This window comes from Ulvibacter sp. 2305UL32-6, from assembly GCF_058148545.1.
Genome location: NZ_JBYVKA010000003.1, coordinates 275262 through 291059 on the forward strand (window position 1 = coordinate 275262; position 15798 = coordinate 291059).

The following is a 15798-nucleotide window of genomic DNA, read 5'->3' on the forward strand; positions in this document are numbered from 1 at the left end:
ATTATAATATCCTTGATCTGCTTATAAAATATCTTCCTTTTAGTATAAAAAGCTGAAGTATTTACAAAGTATCAATTCGGGCAATTTCCCTATCGACCTAAAAGATCAATCTTCTCAGAAAATATTTGCAATTAATTTTTATAATTCCTTCATTTACATAACTTTATCTATACAAGTTATGTGGTATAATCTATATGGTTTATTTGCGCTCACTGGGCTAATTCTCATTGGCTTTGCTGTTTGGCAATATCAGCAGACCAAAGAATTGTTACAAGATGGTGTAAAAACAACCGCAACGGTAGTTGAACTTCTTGAGTCTACCGATAGTGATGGAGATATTACTTATAAACCTGTCTTTTCGTTTCAAGATAGAAATTACAACGAAAGAACCTACATCAGTTTAGTTAGCTCACGTCCTCCCATATATCAAATTAATCAAAAAGTCAAACTAGTATATGATCCAAACGACGATACTGAGATAAAGATCATTGGATTTTGGGGATTGTATCGCGCCACAATTATTTTAAGTTGTATCGCTGCACCCCTACTCATTATTGGTGGTGGCTATTTTTTGTATCTTAGAGATTCTCTATAAGACTAAAAAAATGGCAAAACCCGATTTTTCAAAACTGAAAGCCCTATATATTAATTGTACGCTTAAAAAATCGCCGCGAATGAGCCACACACAAGCACTTATGGATGTATCCATTAAGATCATGCGCGCTGAAGGCGTAACAGTTGAATATCTCCGCTTGGTGAATCACGATATTGCTTATGGCGTTTATCACGATATGACCGAACACGGTGCTGAAAAAGACGATTGGCCAGAACTTTGGAAAAAAGTGCAATCGGCCGATATTTTGGTCATTGGAACGCCTATTTGGTTGGGCGAAAAATCTTCAGTAGCTACTAAACTTATTGAACGCCTATACGGAGAGAGCGGAAAACGCAATGAAAAAGGCCAGTATTATTTCTACGGAAAAGTTGGTGGCTGTATCATTACTGGAAATGAAGACGGTATCAAACACGTTGCCATGGGTACTCTTTATGCCCTGCAGCACATCGGTTACAGCATTCCACCGCAAGCAGACTGCGGATGGATTGGTGAAGCTGGTCCAGGGCCAAGTTATAATGATGAAGAAAGCGGTGCCAAGAATAATGATTTTACCAACCGAAACACCACTTTTATGACGTACAATCTCCTGCATTTGGCTAAGCTATTGCACGATCAAGGTGGATATCCTGCCTATGGAAATTCTAGAGGTGACTGGGATGATGGCACCCGTTGGAATTTTGAAAATCCAGAATATCGCTAAAGCAGCAGTATAGTCTTTTTGAGATCTGCTCTACAAGATTATTTGAATCTAACTATTATTTAATGTAACAATTCTGGCTTCGATTGGTCTACTTAGTAAGCATTTTATATGAAAATACTAACCAAAGGAACCTATTACGGAGAAAAGAAATTGGAACTTGAAAGCAAGGGAATCATACTTTCTGAATATGACTACCTAATGCCTCAAACCGATTGGCATTGCCATGAGAACCCGTATTTTATGTACGTTCTTGAGGGTAACGTTTTTGATATCAACAAAAGGCGCAAAACACATTGCGAGCGAGGTAGTTTTCTGTTGCACAATTGGAACGACCAGCACTTTAATACGAAAGAGTCAACAACTGCACGCGGCTTCCATATAGAATTTGAGCGGAAATGGTTTGATCAAAAAAAACTCAATATTGATCTTTGGGAAGGCAGTCAGAAAATAGAAGACCCTAGAATGCACCATATTTTAGCGAAATTGTATTTCGAATTTAACTGCCAAGATCCATTTTCAGAAGCAAGTATCGATCTTCTACTATTACAACTTTGCGAAAGTTCACAACAAAGCGTTCATAGCGACTCAAATCACGAACCTCTTTGGGTTAACAATCTAAAAGATCTTTTAAACGACACCACCGAAACAATAAGTCTTACGCATCTCTCCAATACATTGGGAATTCATCCTGTACATCTTTCACGGGCAGTTCCGAAGTACCTTCACACAACCTTAGGCGATTATCTGCGCCAGCAAAAGATAAAAAAGGCCATTGGCTATTTGGTTGATTCTTCTTTTTCTTTAACCGAAATTGCCTATATCTGTGGTTTTTCAGACCAAAGTCATTTTACACGAACCTTTAAAATGTATTTTCATAAAACGCCAAAGGCATTTCGTACATCTATAGGGAGATGTTAATATCATACAATTTTATAATCAAAATCTTCCTCAACTTTGTACCTCATCAATCAAACACCTATGAAAAAAATTGTAAGTTTTATTATCGCCATAGCCTTTAGCACGTTGCTCTTTGGCCAAATTGATATGAGTCAACCCAATAAGAATATCAACCCCCTTTTAACTCAAATGGACGCTAAGATAGCAGCTGGTGATTTTGAAAATATCAGCAGTGTCCTCGTAGCTAAAAACGGAAAATTACTCTTTGAAAAATACTATAATGGTGCAGATCAAAATACTAAACACAACACTAGGTCAGCCACCAAGACAATTGCTACATTCTTAACAGGTTTAGCTATTGACAGGGGTTTTATTGTTTCCGAAGAAGACAAAATATACTCTTATTTGCAACATAAGATGCCCGTTAAAAACCCCGATCCACGTAAAGCAGAGATCAGTATTCAAGATTTACTTACTATGAGCTGTATGCTGGAGACAGACGACGAAAATTTTGCCTCCCGAGGTCACGAAGAACGTATGTACTATATTGAAGATTGGACCCAATTTCTTCTCGATCTACCTATTCGCTCGTATCCTTTTAATCCGCCGCCCGCTCAGCAACCTTATGGTCGGTTTTTTCATTATTCTTCGGCACAGGCAGCCGCCGTTGCAGCGATCGTTGAAAGTGCCATTGGAAGTCCGGCAGATCAATTTCTCAAGGAAAATTTGCTCGCACCATTAGAAATTACAGATTTTAAACTTGACTTTACGCCCGCTAACATTCTCAACACCGCCGGTGGTAGCGGATACCGCAGTCGGGATTTCCTTAAAATGATTCAATTACTGCTTCAAAAAGGATCTTGGGATAAAAAGCAACTTATCTCTCAAGACTTCGTAAACAGAGCAACAACACCAAAAGCTGTAGCTCGAGAAGGTGTAGAATACGGCTACTTTTTGTGGATGAATCCCTTCGGAAAAGATAAAAAATACGATGCCTTTTATATGTCTGGTAACGGCGGAAACAAAATGGTAGCCATCCCAGAATTACAATTAACCGTTGTGATCACAACCCGCAATTACAACAACCGAAATGCACATGGTTATACTAATGAAATGATGAATAATTTTATCGTTCCCGCTGCGGAGTAATTTTGTGTTAAAAACACGTTATACGCATTGTTTTTATCGTGAAGCCGACTTATTTTTTAGTAGTTTCGTATAAACTAATTTATAGAAAACGATGCATGCATTTTTTCAGAAATTACTTGAGGATATCACCAAATACAGGCAGGATCACCGCGATGGATCCAAGCCTAGCAAATCCTTTGCAAAAGCATTTTCTGAAACAAAGGTAGAATTTATACATCTTGTAAAAGAAACTGTATTGATCTTACTCGGAGTTCTTTGTGCGAGTATCGGACTCAAAGGATTCTTACTCCCTAATGCATTTATTGATGGTGGTGTCACAGGAATTTCGCTCATACTTGCTGAAATTACGGGGTGGTCACTTGCACTATTCTTAGTGATCATAAACACTCCGTTTATTTTGATTGGCTATTCAACCATTGGGAAACAATTCGCATTTCGAAGTCTTTTTGGCATAGTGATCCTGGCAGTGTCTGTCCATTTTATTGAACTTCCAATTATCACAGACGATAAACTTCTCATCGCTGTTTTTGGCGGCTTCTTTTTGGGTGCTGGTATCGGACTCGCGATTCGTGGAGGAGCTGTTATTGATGGAACGGAAGTGCTTGCCATTTATATTAGTAAAAAGACTTCACTAACCATTGGAGACGTAATTCTGCTCTTCAATGTGCTTATTTTTGGGGTGGCCGCCTATATATTTTCGGTTGAGGTTGCACTGTACGCTATGCTTACCTATCTCGCAGCATCCAAAACGGTCGATTTTGTTGTTTCGGGAATAGAAGAGTATGTGGGCGTTACTATTATTTCAGAGCAAAGTGAAGAAATTCGTATCGCTATTATTGAAAAAATGGGACGTGGTTGTACAATATATAATGGTAAGAGAGGCTTCGGAAAACGTGGAGATCGACTTAAAGAGACCGATATCATTTATACCTTAATCACCCGATTAGAATTGGCACGACTTCAAACCGAAGTTGACAAAGTAGATCCAAATGCGTTTTTGATCATGCAAAGTATCAAAGATGCTAAAGGAGGAATGATCAAAAAACGCCCATTAAAATAGTTTTATACTTTTAACACCAATGGATCCTAACAATATAACTGCCTAGCTTAGATTGGCCTCGGCTATGAATAGTTGTGGCTTAGCACGTAAATTCCACATTAAAAATCCGCGAGAATTTTCAAAAGTAGTCAAGAATAAGCAATTACTTATAGCCATTGTTAGCTGTTAGGGCTTGTGATTGTTTAAAGGGATCTAACTTTTTTTAACTGAAATTCTAATTCTGCCCCATTCCTCAATACTTTAATCGCTATTTCATCAATCTCTTTTGATATAATACCTGTCTTAAAAAAATCGCATTTTTCCTCATTAGTGAGCTGGATGTAATCAATATTATTCATTCGTAATACTTGGTCTCCAAATTGTAATACTTTTGATGCTTCAGTATCATTATATATAAAATCCACAAATAATTTGTTACCATTAAAACTAGGGTAAAAACCAAAATGGTTCAATTCCGTATTAAGAGAAGCACTTTGTTTAACCATTTTGAGTCTTTTTGACTTCCAATTCAAAATCAATCTATAATTTTTAAAAAATGAAATTCCTAGGTTTGTTTTGCCATTTTTCACCACCATTACTTTGTCTTTTATAATGTTGTTCCCAATTTTTATTTGGTCAATTTTTACCGAATACTCCTTTCTTTTATCTCCTTTACCGTACATACCAATACCGCGATAACCAGAGCCTTCTTTATACTTACTAATTTTTTTAGATTTCTTTTGCTCTAAAAAAGTAGCATACGATAAATGTGCGTTTGAACTATTACCTAAATCAATTTTATTATTTAATACTTTTTCCCCATTTACATGAGAAATTATAGATGGCACACTAGCAGCTTCACCAATAAACATTTTTGATTCTATAGCATCTAAAGGAACATTCAATTTCTCTTCATCATCTGTTATCGTAATTAATTGATTTTTAAAATCGAAGTCCCAAACCGCAAACCGCATTAAATTAGAACCAATAAAACCATCGGCATTTAAACAGGCAAGTTCGCCACTATTGAAATCTGCTATGGCAGCAATCGTTTCTTGAAAATTAATGCCTCCAATTTGGATATCAGCTATTTTTGCGTATTCAAGTTGTTTGCTTTTATTATGGATATCGCCCACTTTTTCACTGCCCAATGGTATAACTTGTAGTATGTCTGCTAATTCTTTTGATAGTACATTAGAGGCTCCGGTATCTAAAATAAAGTCGTAAATCTCGTCTTGAATAGTTACTTTGACGATAATAATCCCATTGCGGTATTCAAACGGAACAGTAACTTTAAATTCTTTCTGAACTATACTTCCTTGCTTAAGTGTTTTATTAATTTTAGCACCTGCACAACTAGACAATAAAGTGAATACAAATAGTGAATAGATTAGTTTGGTTAATCTCATAATTACTTTTTTTGTTTGAATTTATTAATGATTTTTAGTTGGGAAGTAAGATTTGTTTTATCCCATCATTTTAATAGACGCAAAAAAAATAGAAAGGGTTGCCTGTGCTTATTTTTGCTTACCGCCAATACATATCAAGATATTTTGCTTTGCAAAGAGTGCTTCTTCTTAATTTATCATTAACTAAATTCATAAATCGCTTCTTGAAAACTATATTTCAATAAAAAAATCTATTATTTCATAGAGGTTTATCTCCTTTATTTAAAATAGTTTCGCTTTTCTAATATGTCTTCTTATGAGAAAAGCATTCTATATCGCCTGTTTATTGATGGGTCTTGCCATCTTCGTATACTTCTACGTTTTTAATTTCGATAGTATGTCTGAAACCGAACTCGTGCAATATGTACTCGTTTGGTATGTTCCGTTTGTTTTTGGCGCTTACGGATTACTTTCTCTTCGGATTAAGAAAAATTATACAGGTGATAGCAATGCCTTGAATTATATTTTCTCCGGAAAAGACTCTGGTTTATTAATGATATTTGCTATAACCCTGATGATTAGTGGTGTCTTGGGAGGTGTTTTTCTTGCTATTCCAATGCTGCTTATCAAACCGAAACATCGCTACTTCGATTTGCTTATAGCCATCATTGCAACCTTGATCTGGGTCTTCTTTTTGGCTGTGTTTTTCTTCCTCCTTTGGGATGCTCTATGAATTCATACATATTTGACACCTCCGCGTTTTCATATAAGCTAATGCCCTCATAATAAACTAGTTTTGAAATATAATTAGATAACCTCATAAATTAAAGATCATGAAAAAAATAGTTTATTTATTTGCCTTGCTGCTTATTCCAGCACTTGCTATCAGTCAAAATTCAGGAAAGGAACTCACAAATGTACCCGACGGCTACACGGAAGTAGAATGGACCTATATGACCAATCAGGTCAGTAAAGTAGAAAAAGAGATCGATGCTTGTAAGCAACAAGCTAATAACTGTAAAAAATTAAATACGTATGCGCGAAGTATCTCCAAACAATCTCAGAACGAGCAAATAGTTAGCATTTTATCTTCTGGAGCTGTAGCTAATTTTTTAGGTGAAATGGCCTCGTTGGAAAAAGCGATGTTAAAAAGTAAAGGAAACGAAAAACTTGGACCGAAACACGTTCATGCAGCATATAAAAAGACACCAGGATATACACTATCAGCTGTAAACCAACGTATAATATTTTACAAAAAACGCATGGAAAGCGTTGATGACGACGAATAATTACTAACCAACCAAATTGAGTTTTTAGTTAAGAACCCGTGCAGGAAGTAAGGAGCTTGTGCGGGTTTCTTTATTCTTCTTCCTTCGGAAGATTCCCACTTGCATACTTTTTCTCAAGCTCTGCTTGAAATTCTTCCATCACAGGTTTTACTGTGCTTTCAGGAAGATCTGCAATACGAATATACATAAGGCCGTCAACCGCATTATTAAAAAGCGGATCGACATTAAACGCTACTACTTTGGCGTTCTGTTTGATATATTTCTTTATCAATACAGGCAAACGCAAACTACCCGGCTCCACCTCGTCAATTATTTTATCAAATTTATTGAGATCTGCTTCACTTTCGTCAAAGATAAAATCTTTGTCGGCATCCTTTAATTTGACTTTATACTCTTTCTTCGGATTGATGTATTGCGCCACATAAGGATCGTAATAATTCGATTTCATAAACTCGATCATCAACGATTTTGAAAAGTCTGAAAACTTATTGCTAATACTTACGCCTCCAATCAGAAATCGATGTTCTGGAAAACGCAACGTTGTATGCACAATACCCTTCCAAAGCAGAAATAAAGGCATTGGGCGTTGTTGATATTCTTTAATGATAAAAGCCCTACCCATCTCGATTGATTTGCTCATCATATCGTACAATTCGGGTTCAAATCGAAACAAGTCTTGTAAATAAAATCCGTCGATCCCGTACTTTTCAAAAATCTTTGATCCTAGTCCCATACGATAGGCACCGGCCAGTTTTTTGGCTTCATTATCCCACAAAAACATATGGTGATAATACGTGTCAAACTGGTCAAGATCCAATGAATTGTTGGTTCCTTCGCCTACTTCCCGAAAGGTAATTTCGCGCAGCCGACCAATTTCTCGCAGAATATTGGGCATTTTTTCCGCAGAAGCGAGATAGACCTCATAATTCTTGCTTTGTAATAAACGCTTGCCATCTGCTAAAAGCACCGCTATTTCGGCTTCCATGGCAGCTACCGATACCGGACCCGCAATTTTTTTCGGAGGCTTCGGAATTTTAATTGTCTTTGGAATATTTTCCAATAATTTTTTCTTCTGAAAAGGATTCGAAAGCATATATGTTTTCTTCCGAAGAAATTCAGTAAAATCGTCCATTTCAACGTGCTCTGCTTGGTCTGCCACCGAAATTGCATTTCCAATTCGAACCTTGATCACACGATCCTTCTGTGTCAATAATTCTGAAGGTAACTTCGCCGTACGCAGTGTATCGCTCATTTTCGCCAGACGGTAGAAAAAACTACTATTCTTAGCATGAAAATATATAGGAACAACTGGTACATTGGCTTTTTTAACCAATTTCATAGCTGCAGCTTCCCAGGGTTTATCAACAACAAGTTTTCCATCTTTATCGGTTGAGACCTCTCCTGCTGGGAAGATCCCCAAAGGATGCCCTTCCTGAAGATGCGAAATTGCCGCTTTAAAACCCGCAACACTCGATTTCGCGTCTTTTCGGTTTTCAAACGGATTCACTGGCATTACATACGGCTTAAGAGGCTCGATGCGATGCAGTAAAAAATTAGCCATGATCTTAAAATCGGTTCGCTTCTCTAAAACTAGCTTTAGCAATAAAATACCATCAATACCACCTAATGGGTGGTTTGAAATAGTTATAAACGGACCCGTTTTGGGAATGCGCTTTAGATCTTCCTCTGGAATTTCAAAATTAACCTCTAATTCATCCAATAGCGCATTTATGAAGTCAAGATCGCTCAAGTGTTTATTCCTGTCATAGATCTTGTTCATGGTAGAGATATTGAGCACTTTCATTAGTGTCCAACTCATAAAAGTTCCCAAAACGCCGAACTTATCGACTTTGATCGCTTTAGCAACTTCTTTAGCTGTGACTAATCCCATGAGATTTTACCATTTTTGGTATCACAAATATAGGCAAACACATCCAACTATTCTTTAACCACAAGTTGCACAGTATCACGATTTTCCTGCTTAAGAAGTACTGTTTTATCTTGAGATAAGGCTTTAATTTCCTTCGGAAGGGCGTGCCGCACAGTATAAAGCGTCACACCTTCGTTCCATTTCACTTTAAACGTTGACCGAAGTTTGGCGAGCAATTCTTCCAATTTATTGTATTTATTATCGACGCAAACCGAAAAGCTAATAGCTGAGTTTTGGTTCATTTCAACCTTCATTTTATATTGATGAAGCCATTTAAAAACATCACCAATATGGTCTTCTACCATAAAACTAAAATCAAGCGAAGACAGGGAGATGAGCACCAGGTTCTTTTTTACAATAAAGCAAGAGATCTTTGGATCAAGGGCAACACCCTTTCCAACACAAGTTCCAGGAGCCGTTGGGTCTAAAAAGGATTTGACATATAATTTAATTTCCTTTCGCTGCAGGGGTTGCAGCGTTTTTGGATGAATTACGGAAGCTCCATAAAAGGCCATTTCAATCGCTTCTCGATATGAAATATGATTGAGCAAGGTAGTTTTACTAAAATGTCTCGGATCTGCATTTAAAACACCTGGCACATCTTTCCAAATGGTAACATCTTCTGCATCGAGGCAATAGGCGAAGATGGCTGCAGTATAATCGCTTCCTTCTCTCCCTAGGGTGGTTGTAAAATTATTATTTTCCTCAGCACCTAGAAATCCTTGTGTGACTGTGATTCCTTTTCTGGAAACTTGCGCTACGATGTTTTTTTGGGTTACATCCCAAGCTACTTTTCCGTCCCGATAATTATTGTCTGTGACAATACAGTTACGCACATCTAACCAAGTATTTTTTATGTCTTCTTCAGCAAGAAAGTCGGATACAATCGTTGTGGAAATTAGTTCGCCAAAAGAAACGATCTGATCATAAACAAAACTGTGGTTGGTCGACTTGTTATTTTCTAAAAAGTGCTGAAGTTTCTTAAAAAGGCTCGTTACCTTTCCGAAGACAGCATGCGAAGCATTCGGAAACAGCGCTTTCATTATAGTTTGATGATAATCAAAAACAGCCGTTACTGCGACCGAAACCTCGCCCGTTTGTTTTGTGTAGTGATATACGATTTCTTCTAAAGCATTGGTCATCTTCCCCATGGCCGAGATTACCACGACAAGATCTTTCTCGTTACACACTTTTAAAACGGTCGCTATATTTTTTACGCCTTCCGCATCTTTGACTGATGCGCCACCAAATTTAAATATTTTCATGATTCTAAATACTGATCAATTCTAGTTCTATTCATTTCCACCAAATACCAATCTTTATGAAAAACAGCACCGCTGCGCTCATAAAATTTGATGGCGCCTTTATTCCAGTTAAGCACGATCCATTCAGCACGACGCACGCCATTTGCCTTGGCATATTTCAACACTTCGGTATATAATAAGGTGCCTATTTCCTTTCCGCGATGGGTTTCTCTTACAACGAGGTCTTCTAAATGCACCGTTTTACCCTTCCATGTTGAAAATCGGAAGTAGACCAGCGCCATTCCTACGATCTGTGTTTGCTCTTCAGCAACAAAGCAGGTAAACAATGGATTTTCTCCAAACCCGTTTTGTTCAAGTTCAGCAACGGTCACTTCTACAGCATCTGGCTCCTTCTCAAAGACGGCCAATTCATTAATGAGTTCTAAAACCTGAGGCATGTCGGCTTTTATAGCCTTTCTAAGGTGTACAGACATTGGTTTGCTTTTACTAGACAAATATCGGTTCAATTTCTTAAAAATCCCGATATTTGCCTGAAATTCATAGCAAAACAAGATTATGCCAAAACAGAACCAAACATTGGGGGAATTTATTATTGAAAATCAGAGTGAGTTTCAATATTCTTCGGGAGAGCTATCTCGTTTGATCAATTCTATTCGTTTAGCCGCCAAAGTTGTAAATCACGAGGTAAATAAGGCTGGGCTTGTTGATATTCTGGGCGCCGCTGGAGAAACAAATGTTCAGGGAGAAGATCAGCAAAAATTGGATGTTTATGCAAATGAGGTTTTTATTAAAACACTCACTAACCGTGAGATCGTCTGTGGAATTGCCAGTGAAGAAGAAGATGATTTTATTACCATTACTGGACGAAATAAAAAGAATGACAACAAGTATGTTGTGCTAATGGATCCCTTAGATGGGTCATCTAATATAGACGTAAATGTTTCGGTTGGTACTATTTTTAGTATTTATCGTCGGGTGACGCCGTCAGGAACACCTGTTACGATCGAGGATTTTCTACAGCCTGGAAACAAACAAGTAGCAGCAGGTTATATTGTATACGGAACCTCAACTATGATCGTTTATTCTACCGGTCACGGTGTCAACGGATTTACATTAAATCCTGCAATTGGAACCTATTATTTGTCACACCCCAATATGAAATATCCTCTTGATGGGGATATTTATTCTGTTAATGAAGGAAATTATATTCATTTCCCTCAGGGCGTGAAAAATTATATTAAATACTGTCAAAAAGAGGAGGAAAATAGACCTTATAAAGCGCGTTATATAGGTTCGTTAGTTTCTGATTTTCACAGGAATATGATAAAAGGCGGTATTTATATCTACCCAAATACATCAAAGGATCCCGACGGGAAATTGCGTTTGTTATACGAATGTAATCCTATGGCGTATTTAGCCGAACAAGCTGGAGGAAAGGCGAGCGACGGGTTTAACCCCATTTTAGATATCCAGCCCACTAAATTACATCAACGTGTCCCTTTTTTCTGCGGAAGTAAAAAAATGGTGGAAAAGGCTGAAGAATTTATGCAGAACGCCTAAAATTGGCTGCCATTTTACAAGGTTGTTAATTTTTATTTACATTTACTAATCCAAATACAATCAAATGAGTAAGAAAAATACCTCCGCGCCTGAAAATGTTGTTGATTCGTCATCAAAAATTGAAGCAATAAAAAACCTCATTTTTGGAGAAAATATTCAACAATACAACAGTGAGTTTGAGACCTTAAAAAAGGAGATCGACACGCAAAAGCAGCAGCTCGAAAATTATATTGATGAGGTTCGAAATGAATTGATGCAATCTATTGATTCTTTGAGTACCGATGTAAATATTCGTATTACCGACCTAGAGGATTCGCTAAATGCGAAAACCGAAGCCCTTACTGAAGAAAAAGTAGACCGAAAGCAATTAAGTAAATTGCTCATTAATCTAGGCGAGAAGATCGGCTCGTAACAACACTTTTTTAAATGGTGGAAGAAGAAGATAAATTACAGCTTCTTAGGGACATCCTGTTAATTGACGACAGGGAAGTCGCTAACGCCATACATCAGCGTATTGAAACCATTTCTGACACCATTGAAAAGCGGGAAAAACTTTCAAAAAAAGTAGATCCTATTATTCAAGAAAAATTAGATGCTTTTATTGCTAGTATTCCGGAGACATTAGGACCAACCATCACAAAGACACTTAAAGAACAGATCGCAAACTCACAAGATCAAGTTGTGGAAGCATTGTACCCAATCATGGGAAAAATGATCAAGCGATACGTCCAAAATGAGATCAAATTGCTTTCAGAAACAATCAATAAAAAAGTAAATAATACCTTTTCATTGATTTCCCTTAAACGAAAAATACGCGCCCGATTTACGGGTGTAAAAGAAAGCGACCTTATGCTTTCTGAAATCGACACCCCTTTGGTTAATGAGGTTTTTGTTATTCAAAAAGGTTCTGGTATTTTGTTAGGCAGTCATAGTACTACAACCATGATTGACGAAGATATGATCTCAGGTATGCTAACAGCTATTAAAAGTTTTGTTGAAGATGCTTTTGAAGGAGGAAATCAAAATTTAGAAAACATTGAATATGAACTTTATAGTATTCATATTCAAAATTTTCACAGTTATTATATTGCTGCAGTATGTTCTGGCACATATACGCGTTCGTTTGAAAATACACTCGAGAATAAATTGTTTAAATTGTCAAAAAAACTCTCTCCGCGAATTGCTAATCTTACTCGTGATGCAGCCGATGAGATCCTAAAAAGCTTTTTTAGCAAATGGAAACAAGGAAAAAAATAGCCTCTTTAAAAATCTTTGATATAACATTTTAGTTTACAAACAATTATCAATCTAGAATAGGTGTTTAGACAAATGTGATAAATAATATTGGGATTAAAGATCCTATATCGTCAAGAAACTGTTTCTTTATAACAACAGTAACGTTGATGCTTTTAAGATGCTAGAACTGTACCTTAGAGCCGAGCAGAGGAATGATAGTTTAAAACTAATTTCAATTAAATTAACTATTTTTACATAAATTACACAAACATGGCGCAAACTAAAAAAATTGTCATCCTAGGTCATTTTGGCGTTGGTAAAACCAGCCTCATTAGACGATATGTTGATAGTGCTTTTAGTGAAGATTACCTCGTTACAGTGGGTGTTCATGTAAAGAAAAAGGAAATAGATCTTCACGATGAAAAGGTAACGCTCATTATATGGGATATTGAAGGCAACACAACTATCGATAAAGCCCGAAAATCATATCTCTTAGGAAGTCATGGCTTTCTGTATGTGTTTGATGTAAGCCGACAAGAAACCTACGAGCAACTGGCAGCAGAAAAGACATATTTAGCAGAGCATTTTAGTAATATTCCCGTTTGTATCATTGGGAATAAAAGTGATTTACTTATTGATGATGCACATCGTGCTTTTTTTGATTCCGAACGTTTTAAGGATTGCTATTTCACAAGCGCCAAAACAGGCGAACATGTAGAAGATGTATTTCTAGAATTAACTAAAGCAATGGTTGGCCAATGACTCCTCAATCCATAAAAGACACCATGGTAAAGACCAAAATTCAAGTGGTCGAAGTAGATACCAATGGAATTATTATTTCAAGCGAAAACACTCTTATAACGCTTGCTGGTAAAAAACCGCTTGCCGATGTGCATCCATTCTTTATGGGCATTGAAGCTATGTTAGATTCGTTGGAAGAAACAGTGCGTTTTCCCTGCGTTAACATCGAAACAGAAAAAGGAGATCTCATTGTCGATATAGAACTAATTCCTAACGGATCTTCGGTTTTTGTCGTACTATTTGATTTTACGTCACATTATAAAGATTCACATCCTTTAGTTCAGGAGAAAAATGAGTCTTCCATTCAAAAACACAAACTCTCTTTTGAAAGAAATTTACTTATAGCCAAAGAGGAGTTTAAAAACAATTTTCTAGCTCATTTAAATCACGAGATCCGAAATCCATTAAACAATCTACTGGGTTTTATGGATATTCTCAACAATACAAAACTTGATTACGATCAAAAAGAAACGCTTTTGGTTATGCAAAGAACGGGTACCCATTTAAAAGTACTCATGGACGATCTTTTAGATATTTCAAAAATTGAGCGAGGTATTAAAGATGTAAAACATGTGAATTTTAATCTTGGCCACATTTTAAATAATATCCAGAATCATTTCGGAATAAAATATGGAACCAAGCCTATTGAACTAAAGATAGAAACCGCCAAAAATGTTCCCACAAAACTGAAAGGAGACCCTGTAAGGCTCAACCAGATTCTATTTAACCTGATAGAAAACGCATATAATAACACGACAGAAGGAAGTATCTCCTGTCATATTGGTTTAGACAACAAAGTCGGAAAAGACGAAGAAGCCTACATTAATATTGCGATATCAGACACGGGCGTTGGTATTTCAGAAGAAGATATTCAAGAGATCTTTTCTTCTTATTATCAATTAGAACTTGATAAAATTAAGCCTGTTGGACAAGGCCTCGGTCTTAAAATAGTAAAAGATTTAGTGAATTTACTCAACGGTAACGTCACGGTTTCAAGCAAAGAGAATCAAGGCACTTCTTTTCATCTTACGCTTCCCTTTGAAGTGCGTGATGTTAAACCGAAGCGGAAATCAGTTCCTAAGGGCTCTGGAATTATGATGAGTAAGCGTATCTTAATTGTAGAAAATGAAGAGATCAACCAAATGCTCTTTATGAAAATGTTCTTAAACAATCAAAAAGGCTATCACTTTGAAATCGCTGATACAGCCAGTACAGCACTCAAGTTTTTAAATGCCAAAAAGTATGATGTCATCATCGTAAAAATGACCATGCCAGACATGGAAGGACTCTCTTTTATTGAGCAGTTAAGAAATCACGAGATTGAGCAAATCAAAAATACACCTATATTAATGGCTAGTGGAAGTACCATGATCAACGAACAAGAACGTTCACTCAGCGCTGGTGCTAATGCATTCTTACCTAAACCCTATTCGAAGAAAGAGCTTTTCAATATGATTGAAAGCGTTTTAAAAAGCTAAGCTTACTTCTTATTTAGAAGATAACGATAGTCTTCCATATCAAGTCCGCCACTGTAGATCTCAATAGATCGCTTGATCAGTTTTTGAGCTAATTCAGCAGAGTATCCCAAACCAATAGCATATTTTTCAATTAAAAAACGCTCGTGATCATCTATTTCATGATCGGCAAAGATCATCTCAAAAAGATCGTGCATACGCTCCAAACGTCGATCAGCATCATTTGGTGGGTTGATAGGATATTTTGTAGGATTCTTTAATACTGCCTCGTATTCAATTTCATCAATGTCTAATTTACGAGCAAAACGACGTAGCAATTTTTCCTCTTCGGCAGTTAATTCACCATTAATGGCTGCAATATTCGCGATAGACGCAAAATGACCTAAATTACGTTGGTGCTCCCCGCTTTCAAATAAATCTGTAAATGACATAGTAAGTATTTAGGCTGCAAAT

General features: G+C 36.8%; 17 protein-coding genes. 12 read left to right on the plus strand and 5 right to left on the minus strand.

The features are described from left to right. Positions 1-178: 178 nt before the first annotated feature. The 5 genes from ACY2RU_RS10985 to ACY2RU_RS11005 all read left to right on the plus strand — a co-directional run bounded on the left by ACY2RU_RS10985 (position 179) and on the right by ACY2RU_RS11005 (position 4422). Positions 179-595, plus strand: a complete 417-nt coding sequence (locus ACY2RU_RS10985) for a DUF3592 domain-containing protein (protein WP_490138506.1) — start codon at positions 179-181, stop codon at positions 593-595. Positions 596-605: 10 nt separating this feature from the next. Beyond that, positions 606-1316, plus strand: coding sequence for a flavodoxin family protein (locus ACY2RU_RS10990; RefSeq protein ID WP_490138507.1), 711 nt, complete (start codon positions 606-608; stop codon positions 1314-1316). Positions 1317-1424: 108 nt separating this feature from the next. Further along, positions 1425-2234, plus strand: coding sequence for a helix-turn-helix transcriptional regulator (locus ACY2RU_RS10995; RefSeq protein ID WP_490138508.1), 810 nt, complete (start codon positions 1425-1427; stop codon positions 2232-2234). Positions 2235-2294: 60 nt separating this feature from the next. Continuing rightward, entirely contained in the window at positions 2295-3362 is a 1068-nt protein-coding gene (locus ACY2RU_RS11000; RefSeq protein WP_490138509.1) for a serine hydrolase domain-containing protein, read from the plus strand. 91 nt (positions 3363-3453) lie between these two features. Continuing rightward, positions 3454-4422 (plus strand): YitT family protein, encoded by a 969-nt coding sequence (locus tag ACY2RU_RS11005; protein WP_490138510.1) that lies wholly within the window; start codon positions 3454-3456, stop codon positions 4420-4422. A 182-nt stretch (positions 4423-4604) separates the two neighbouring features. Here ACY2RU_RS11005 and ACY2RU_RS11010 read toward each other — a convergent pair whose 3' ends face one another. Continuing rightward, a complete protein-coding gene (locus ACY2RU_RS11010) occupies positions 4605-5810 on the minus strand; it encodes an aspartyl protease family protein (protein WP_490138511.1) in 1206 nt (401 codons plus the stop codon). Between the two features lie 295 nt (positions 5811-6105). On the opposite strand from ACY2RU_RS11010, the gene ACY2RU_RS11015 reads away from it, so the two are divergent. Beyond that, positions 6106-6522 (plus strand): hypothetical protein, encoded by a 417-nt coding sequence (locus ACY2RU_RS11015; protein WP_490138512.1) that lies wholly within the window; start codon positions 6106-6108, stop codon positions 6520-6522. A 100-nt stretch (positions 6523-6622) separates the two neighbouring features. Continuing rightward, positions 6623-7078: a hypothetical protein gene (locus tag ACY2RU_RS11020; protein WP_490138513.1), complete on the plus strand. Its 456-nt coding sequence runs from the start codon at positions 6623-6625 to the stop codon at positions 7076-7078. 70 nt (positions 7079-7148) lie between these two features. Here ACY2RU_RS11020 and ACY2RU_RS11025 read toward each other — a convergent pair whose 3' ends face one another. Genes ACY2RU_RS11025 through ACY2RU_RS11035 form a run of 3 tightly spaced genes read right to left on the minus strand, consistent with a single transcriptional unit; the run spans position 7149 to position 10746 of the window. Beyond that, the gene (locus tag ACY2RU_RS11025; protein ID WP_490138514.1) at positions 7149-8969 is read right to left on the minus strand and encodes a GNAT family N-acyltransferase; all 1821 of its coding nucleotides are present in this window, start codon (positions 8967-8969) and stop codon (positions 7149-7151) included. A gap of 47 nt (positions 8970-9016) precedes the next feature. Beyond that, complete coding sequence (locus ACY2RU_RS11030; RefSeq protein ID WP_490138515.1) at positions 9017-10273, minus strand: aspartate kinase; 1257 nt, start codon at positions 10271-10273, stop codon at positions 9017-9019. Beyond that, positions 10270-10746: a GNAT family N-acetyltransferase gene (locus ACY2RU_RS11035; RefSeq protein WP_490138516.1), complete on the minus strand. Its 477-nt coding sequence runs from the start codon at positions 10744-10746 to the stop codon at positions 10270-10272. Before ACY2RU_RS11035 ends, ACY2RU_RS11030 begins: the two co-directional genes overlap by 4 nt. 82 nt (positions 10747-10828) lie before the next feature. Between ACY2RU_RS11035 and fbp the strand changes: the two genes are divergently transcribed. The 5 genes from fbp to ACY2RU_RS11060 all read left to right on the plus strand — a co-directional run bounded on the left by fbp (position 10829) and on the right by ACY2RU_RS11060 (position 15348). Then, on the plus strand, positions 10829-11833 hold the full coding sequence (fbp, locus tag ACY2RU_RS11040) for a class 1 fructose-bisphosphatase (RefSeq protein ID WP_490138517.1): 1005 nt from the start codon (positions 10829-10831) through the stop codon (positions 11831-11833). 64 nt (positions 11834-11897) lie between these two features. Then, positions 11898-12245 carry a fructose 1,6-bisphosphatase gene (locus ACY2RU_RS11045; RefSeq protein ID WP_490138518.1) on the plus strand — a complete coding sequence of 116 codons (348 nt, stop codon included), beginning with the start codon at positions 11898-11900 and terminating at the stop codon, positions 12243-12245. A 14-nt stretch (positions 12246-12259) separates the two neighbouring features. Beyond that, positions 12260-13090, plus strand: coding sequence for a cell envelope biogenesis protein OmpA (locus ACY2RU_RS11050; RefSeq protein ID WP_490138519.1), 831 nt, complete (start codon positions 12260-12262; stop codon positions 13088-13090). Positions 13091-13339: 249 nt separating this feature from the next. Then, entirely contained in the window at positions 13340-13831 is a 492-nt protein-coding gene (locus tag ACY2RU_RS11055; protein ID WP_490138520.1) for a Rab family GTPase, read from the plus strand. Continuing rightward, positions 13828-15348, plus strand: a complete 1521-nt coding sequence (locus ACY2RU_RS11060) for an ATP-binding response regulator (RefSeq protein ID WP_490138521.1) — start codon at positions 13828-13830, stop codon at positions 15346-15348. The genes ACY2RU_RS11055 and ACY2RU_RS11060 overlap by 4 nt, the downstream gene beginning before the upstream one ends. Before the next feature lie 2 nt (positions 15349-15350). Here the strand turns inward: ACY2RU_RS11060 and ACY2RU_RS11065 are convergent, their stop codons facing one another. Next, a complete protein-coding gene (locus ACY2RU_RS11065) occupies positions 15351-15776 on the minus strand; it encodes a tellurite resistance TerB family protein (protein WP_490138522.1) in 426 nt (141 codons plus the stop codon). Between the last annotated feature and the right edge of the window lie 22 nt (positions 15777-15798).

Excerpts from the sequence above, each read along its gene's own strand:
- ACY2RU_RS10985 (WP_490138506.1), top strand. The coding sequence starts at position 179 with ATGTGGTATAATCTATATGGTTTATTTGCGCTCACTGGGCTAATTCTC.
- ACY2RU_RS10990 (WP_490138507.1), top strand. The coding sequence starts at position 606 with ATGGCAAAACCCGATTTTTCAAAACTGAAAGCCCTATATATTAATTGT.
- ACY2RU_RS10995 (WP_490138508.1), top strand. The coding sequence starts at position 1,425 with ATGAAAATACTAACCAAAGGAACCTATTACGGAGAAAAGAAATTGGAA.
- ACY2RU_RS11000 (WP_490138509.1), top strand. The coding sequence starts at position 2,295 with ATGAAAAAAATTGTAAGTTTTATTATCGCCATAGCCTTTAGCACGTTG.
- ACY2RU_RS11005 (WP_490138510.1), top strand. The coding sequence starts at position 3,454 with ATGCATGCATTTTTTCAGAAATTACTTGAGGATATCACCAAATACAGG.
- ACY2RU_RS11010 (WP_490138511.1), bottom strand. The coding sequence starts at position 5,810 with ATGAGATTAACCAAACTAATCTATTCACTATTTGTATTCACTTTATTG.
- ACY2RU_RS11015 (WP_490138512.1), top strand. The coding sequence starts at position 6,106 with ATGAGAAAAGCATTCTATATCGCCTGTTTATTGATGGGTCTTGCCATC.
- ACY2RU_RS11020 (WP_490138513.1), top strand. The coding sequence starts at position 6,623 with ATGAAAAAAATAGTTTATTTATTTGCCTTGCTGCTTATTCCAGCACTT.
- ACY2RU_RS11025 (WP_490138514.1), bottom strand. The coding sequence starts at position 8,969 with ATGGGATTAGTCACAGCTAAAGAAGTTGCTAAAGCGATCAAAGTCGAT.
- ACY2RU_RS11030 (WP_490138515.1), bottom strand. The coding sequence starts at position 10,273 with ATGAAAATATTTAAATTTGGTGGCGCATCAGTCAAAGATGCGGAAGGC.
- ACY2RU_RS11035 (WP_490138516.1), bottom strand. The coding sequence starts at position 10,746 with ATGTCTGTACACCTTAGAAAGGCTATAAAAGCCGACATGCCTCAGGTT.
- fbp (WP_490138517.1), top strand. The coding sequence starts at position 10,829 with ATGCCAAAACAGAACCAAACATTGGGGGAATTTATTATTGAAAATCAG.
- ACY2RU_RS11045 (WP_490138518.1), top strand. The coding sequence starts at position 11,898 with ATGAGTAAGAAAAATACCTCCGCGCCTGAAAATGTTGTTGATTCGTCA.
- ACY2RU_RS11050 (WP_490138519.1), top strand. The coding sequence starts at position 12,260 with ATGGTGGAAGAAGAAGATAAATTACAGCTTCTTAGGGACATCCTGTTA.
- ACY2RU_RS11055 (WP_490138520.1), top strand. The coding sequence starts at position 13,340 with ATGGCGCAAACTAAAAAAATTGTCATCCTAGGTCATTTTGGCGTTGGT.
- ACY2RU_RS11060 (WP_490138521.1), top strand. The coding sequence starts at position 13,828 with ATGACTCCTCAATCCATAAAAGACACCATGGTAAAGACCAAAATTCAA.
- ACY2RU_RS11065 (WP_490138522.1), bottom strand. The coding sequence starts at position 15,776 with ATGTCATTTACAGATTTATTTGAAAGCGGGGAGCACCAACGTAATTTA.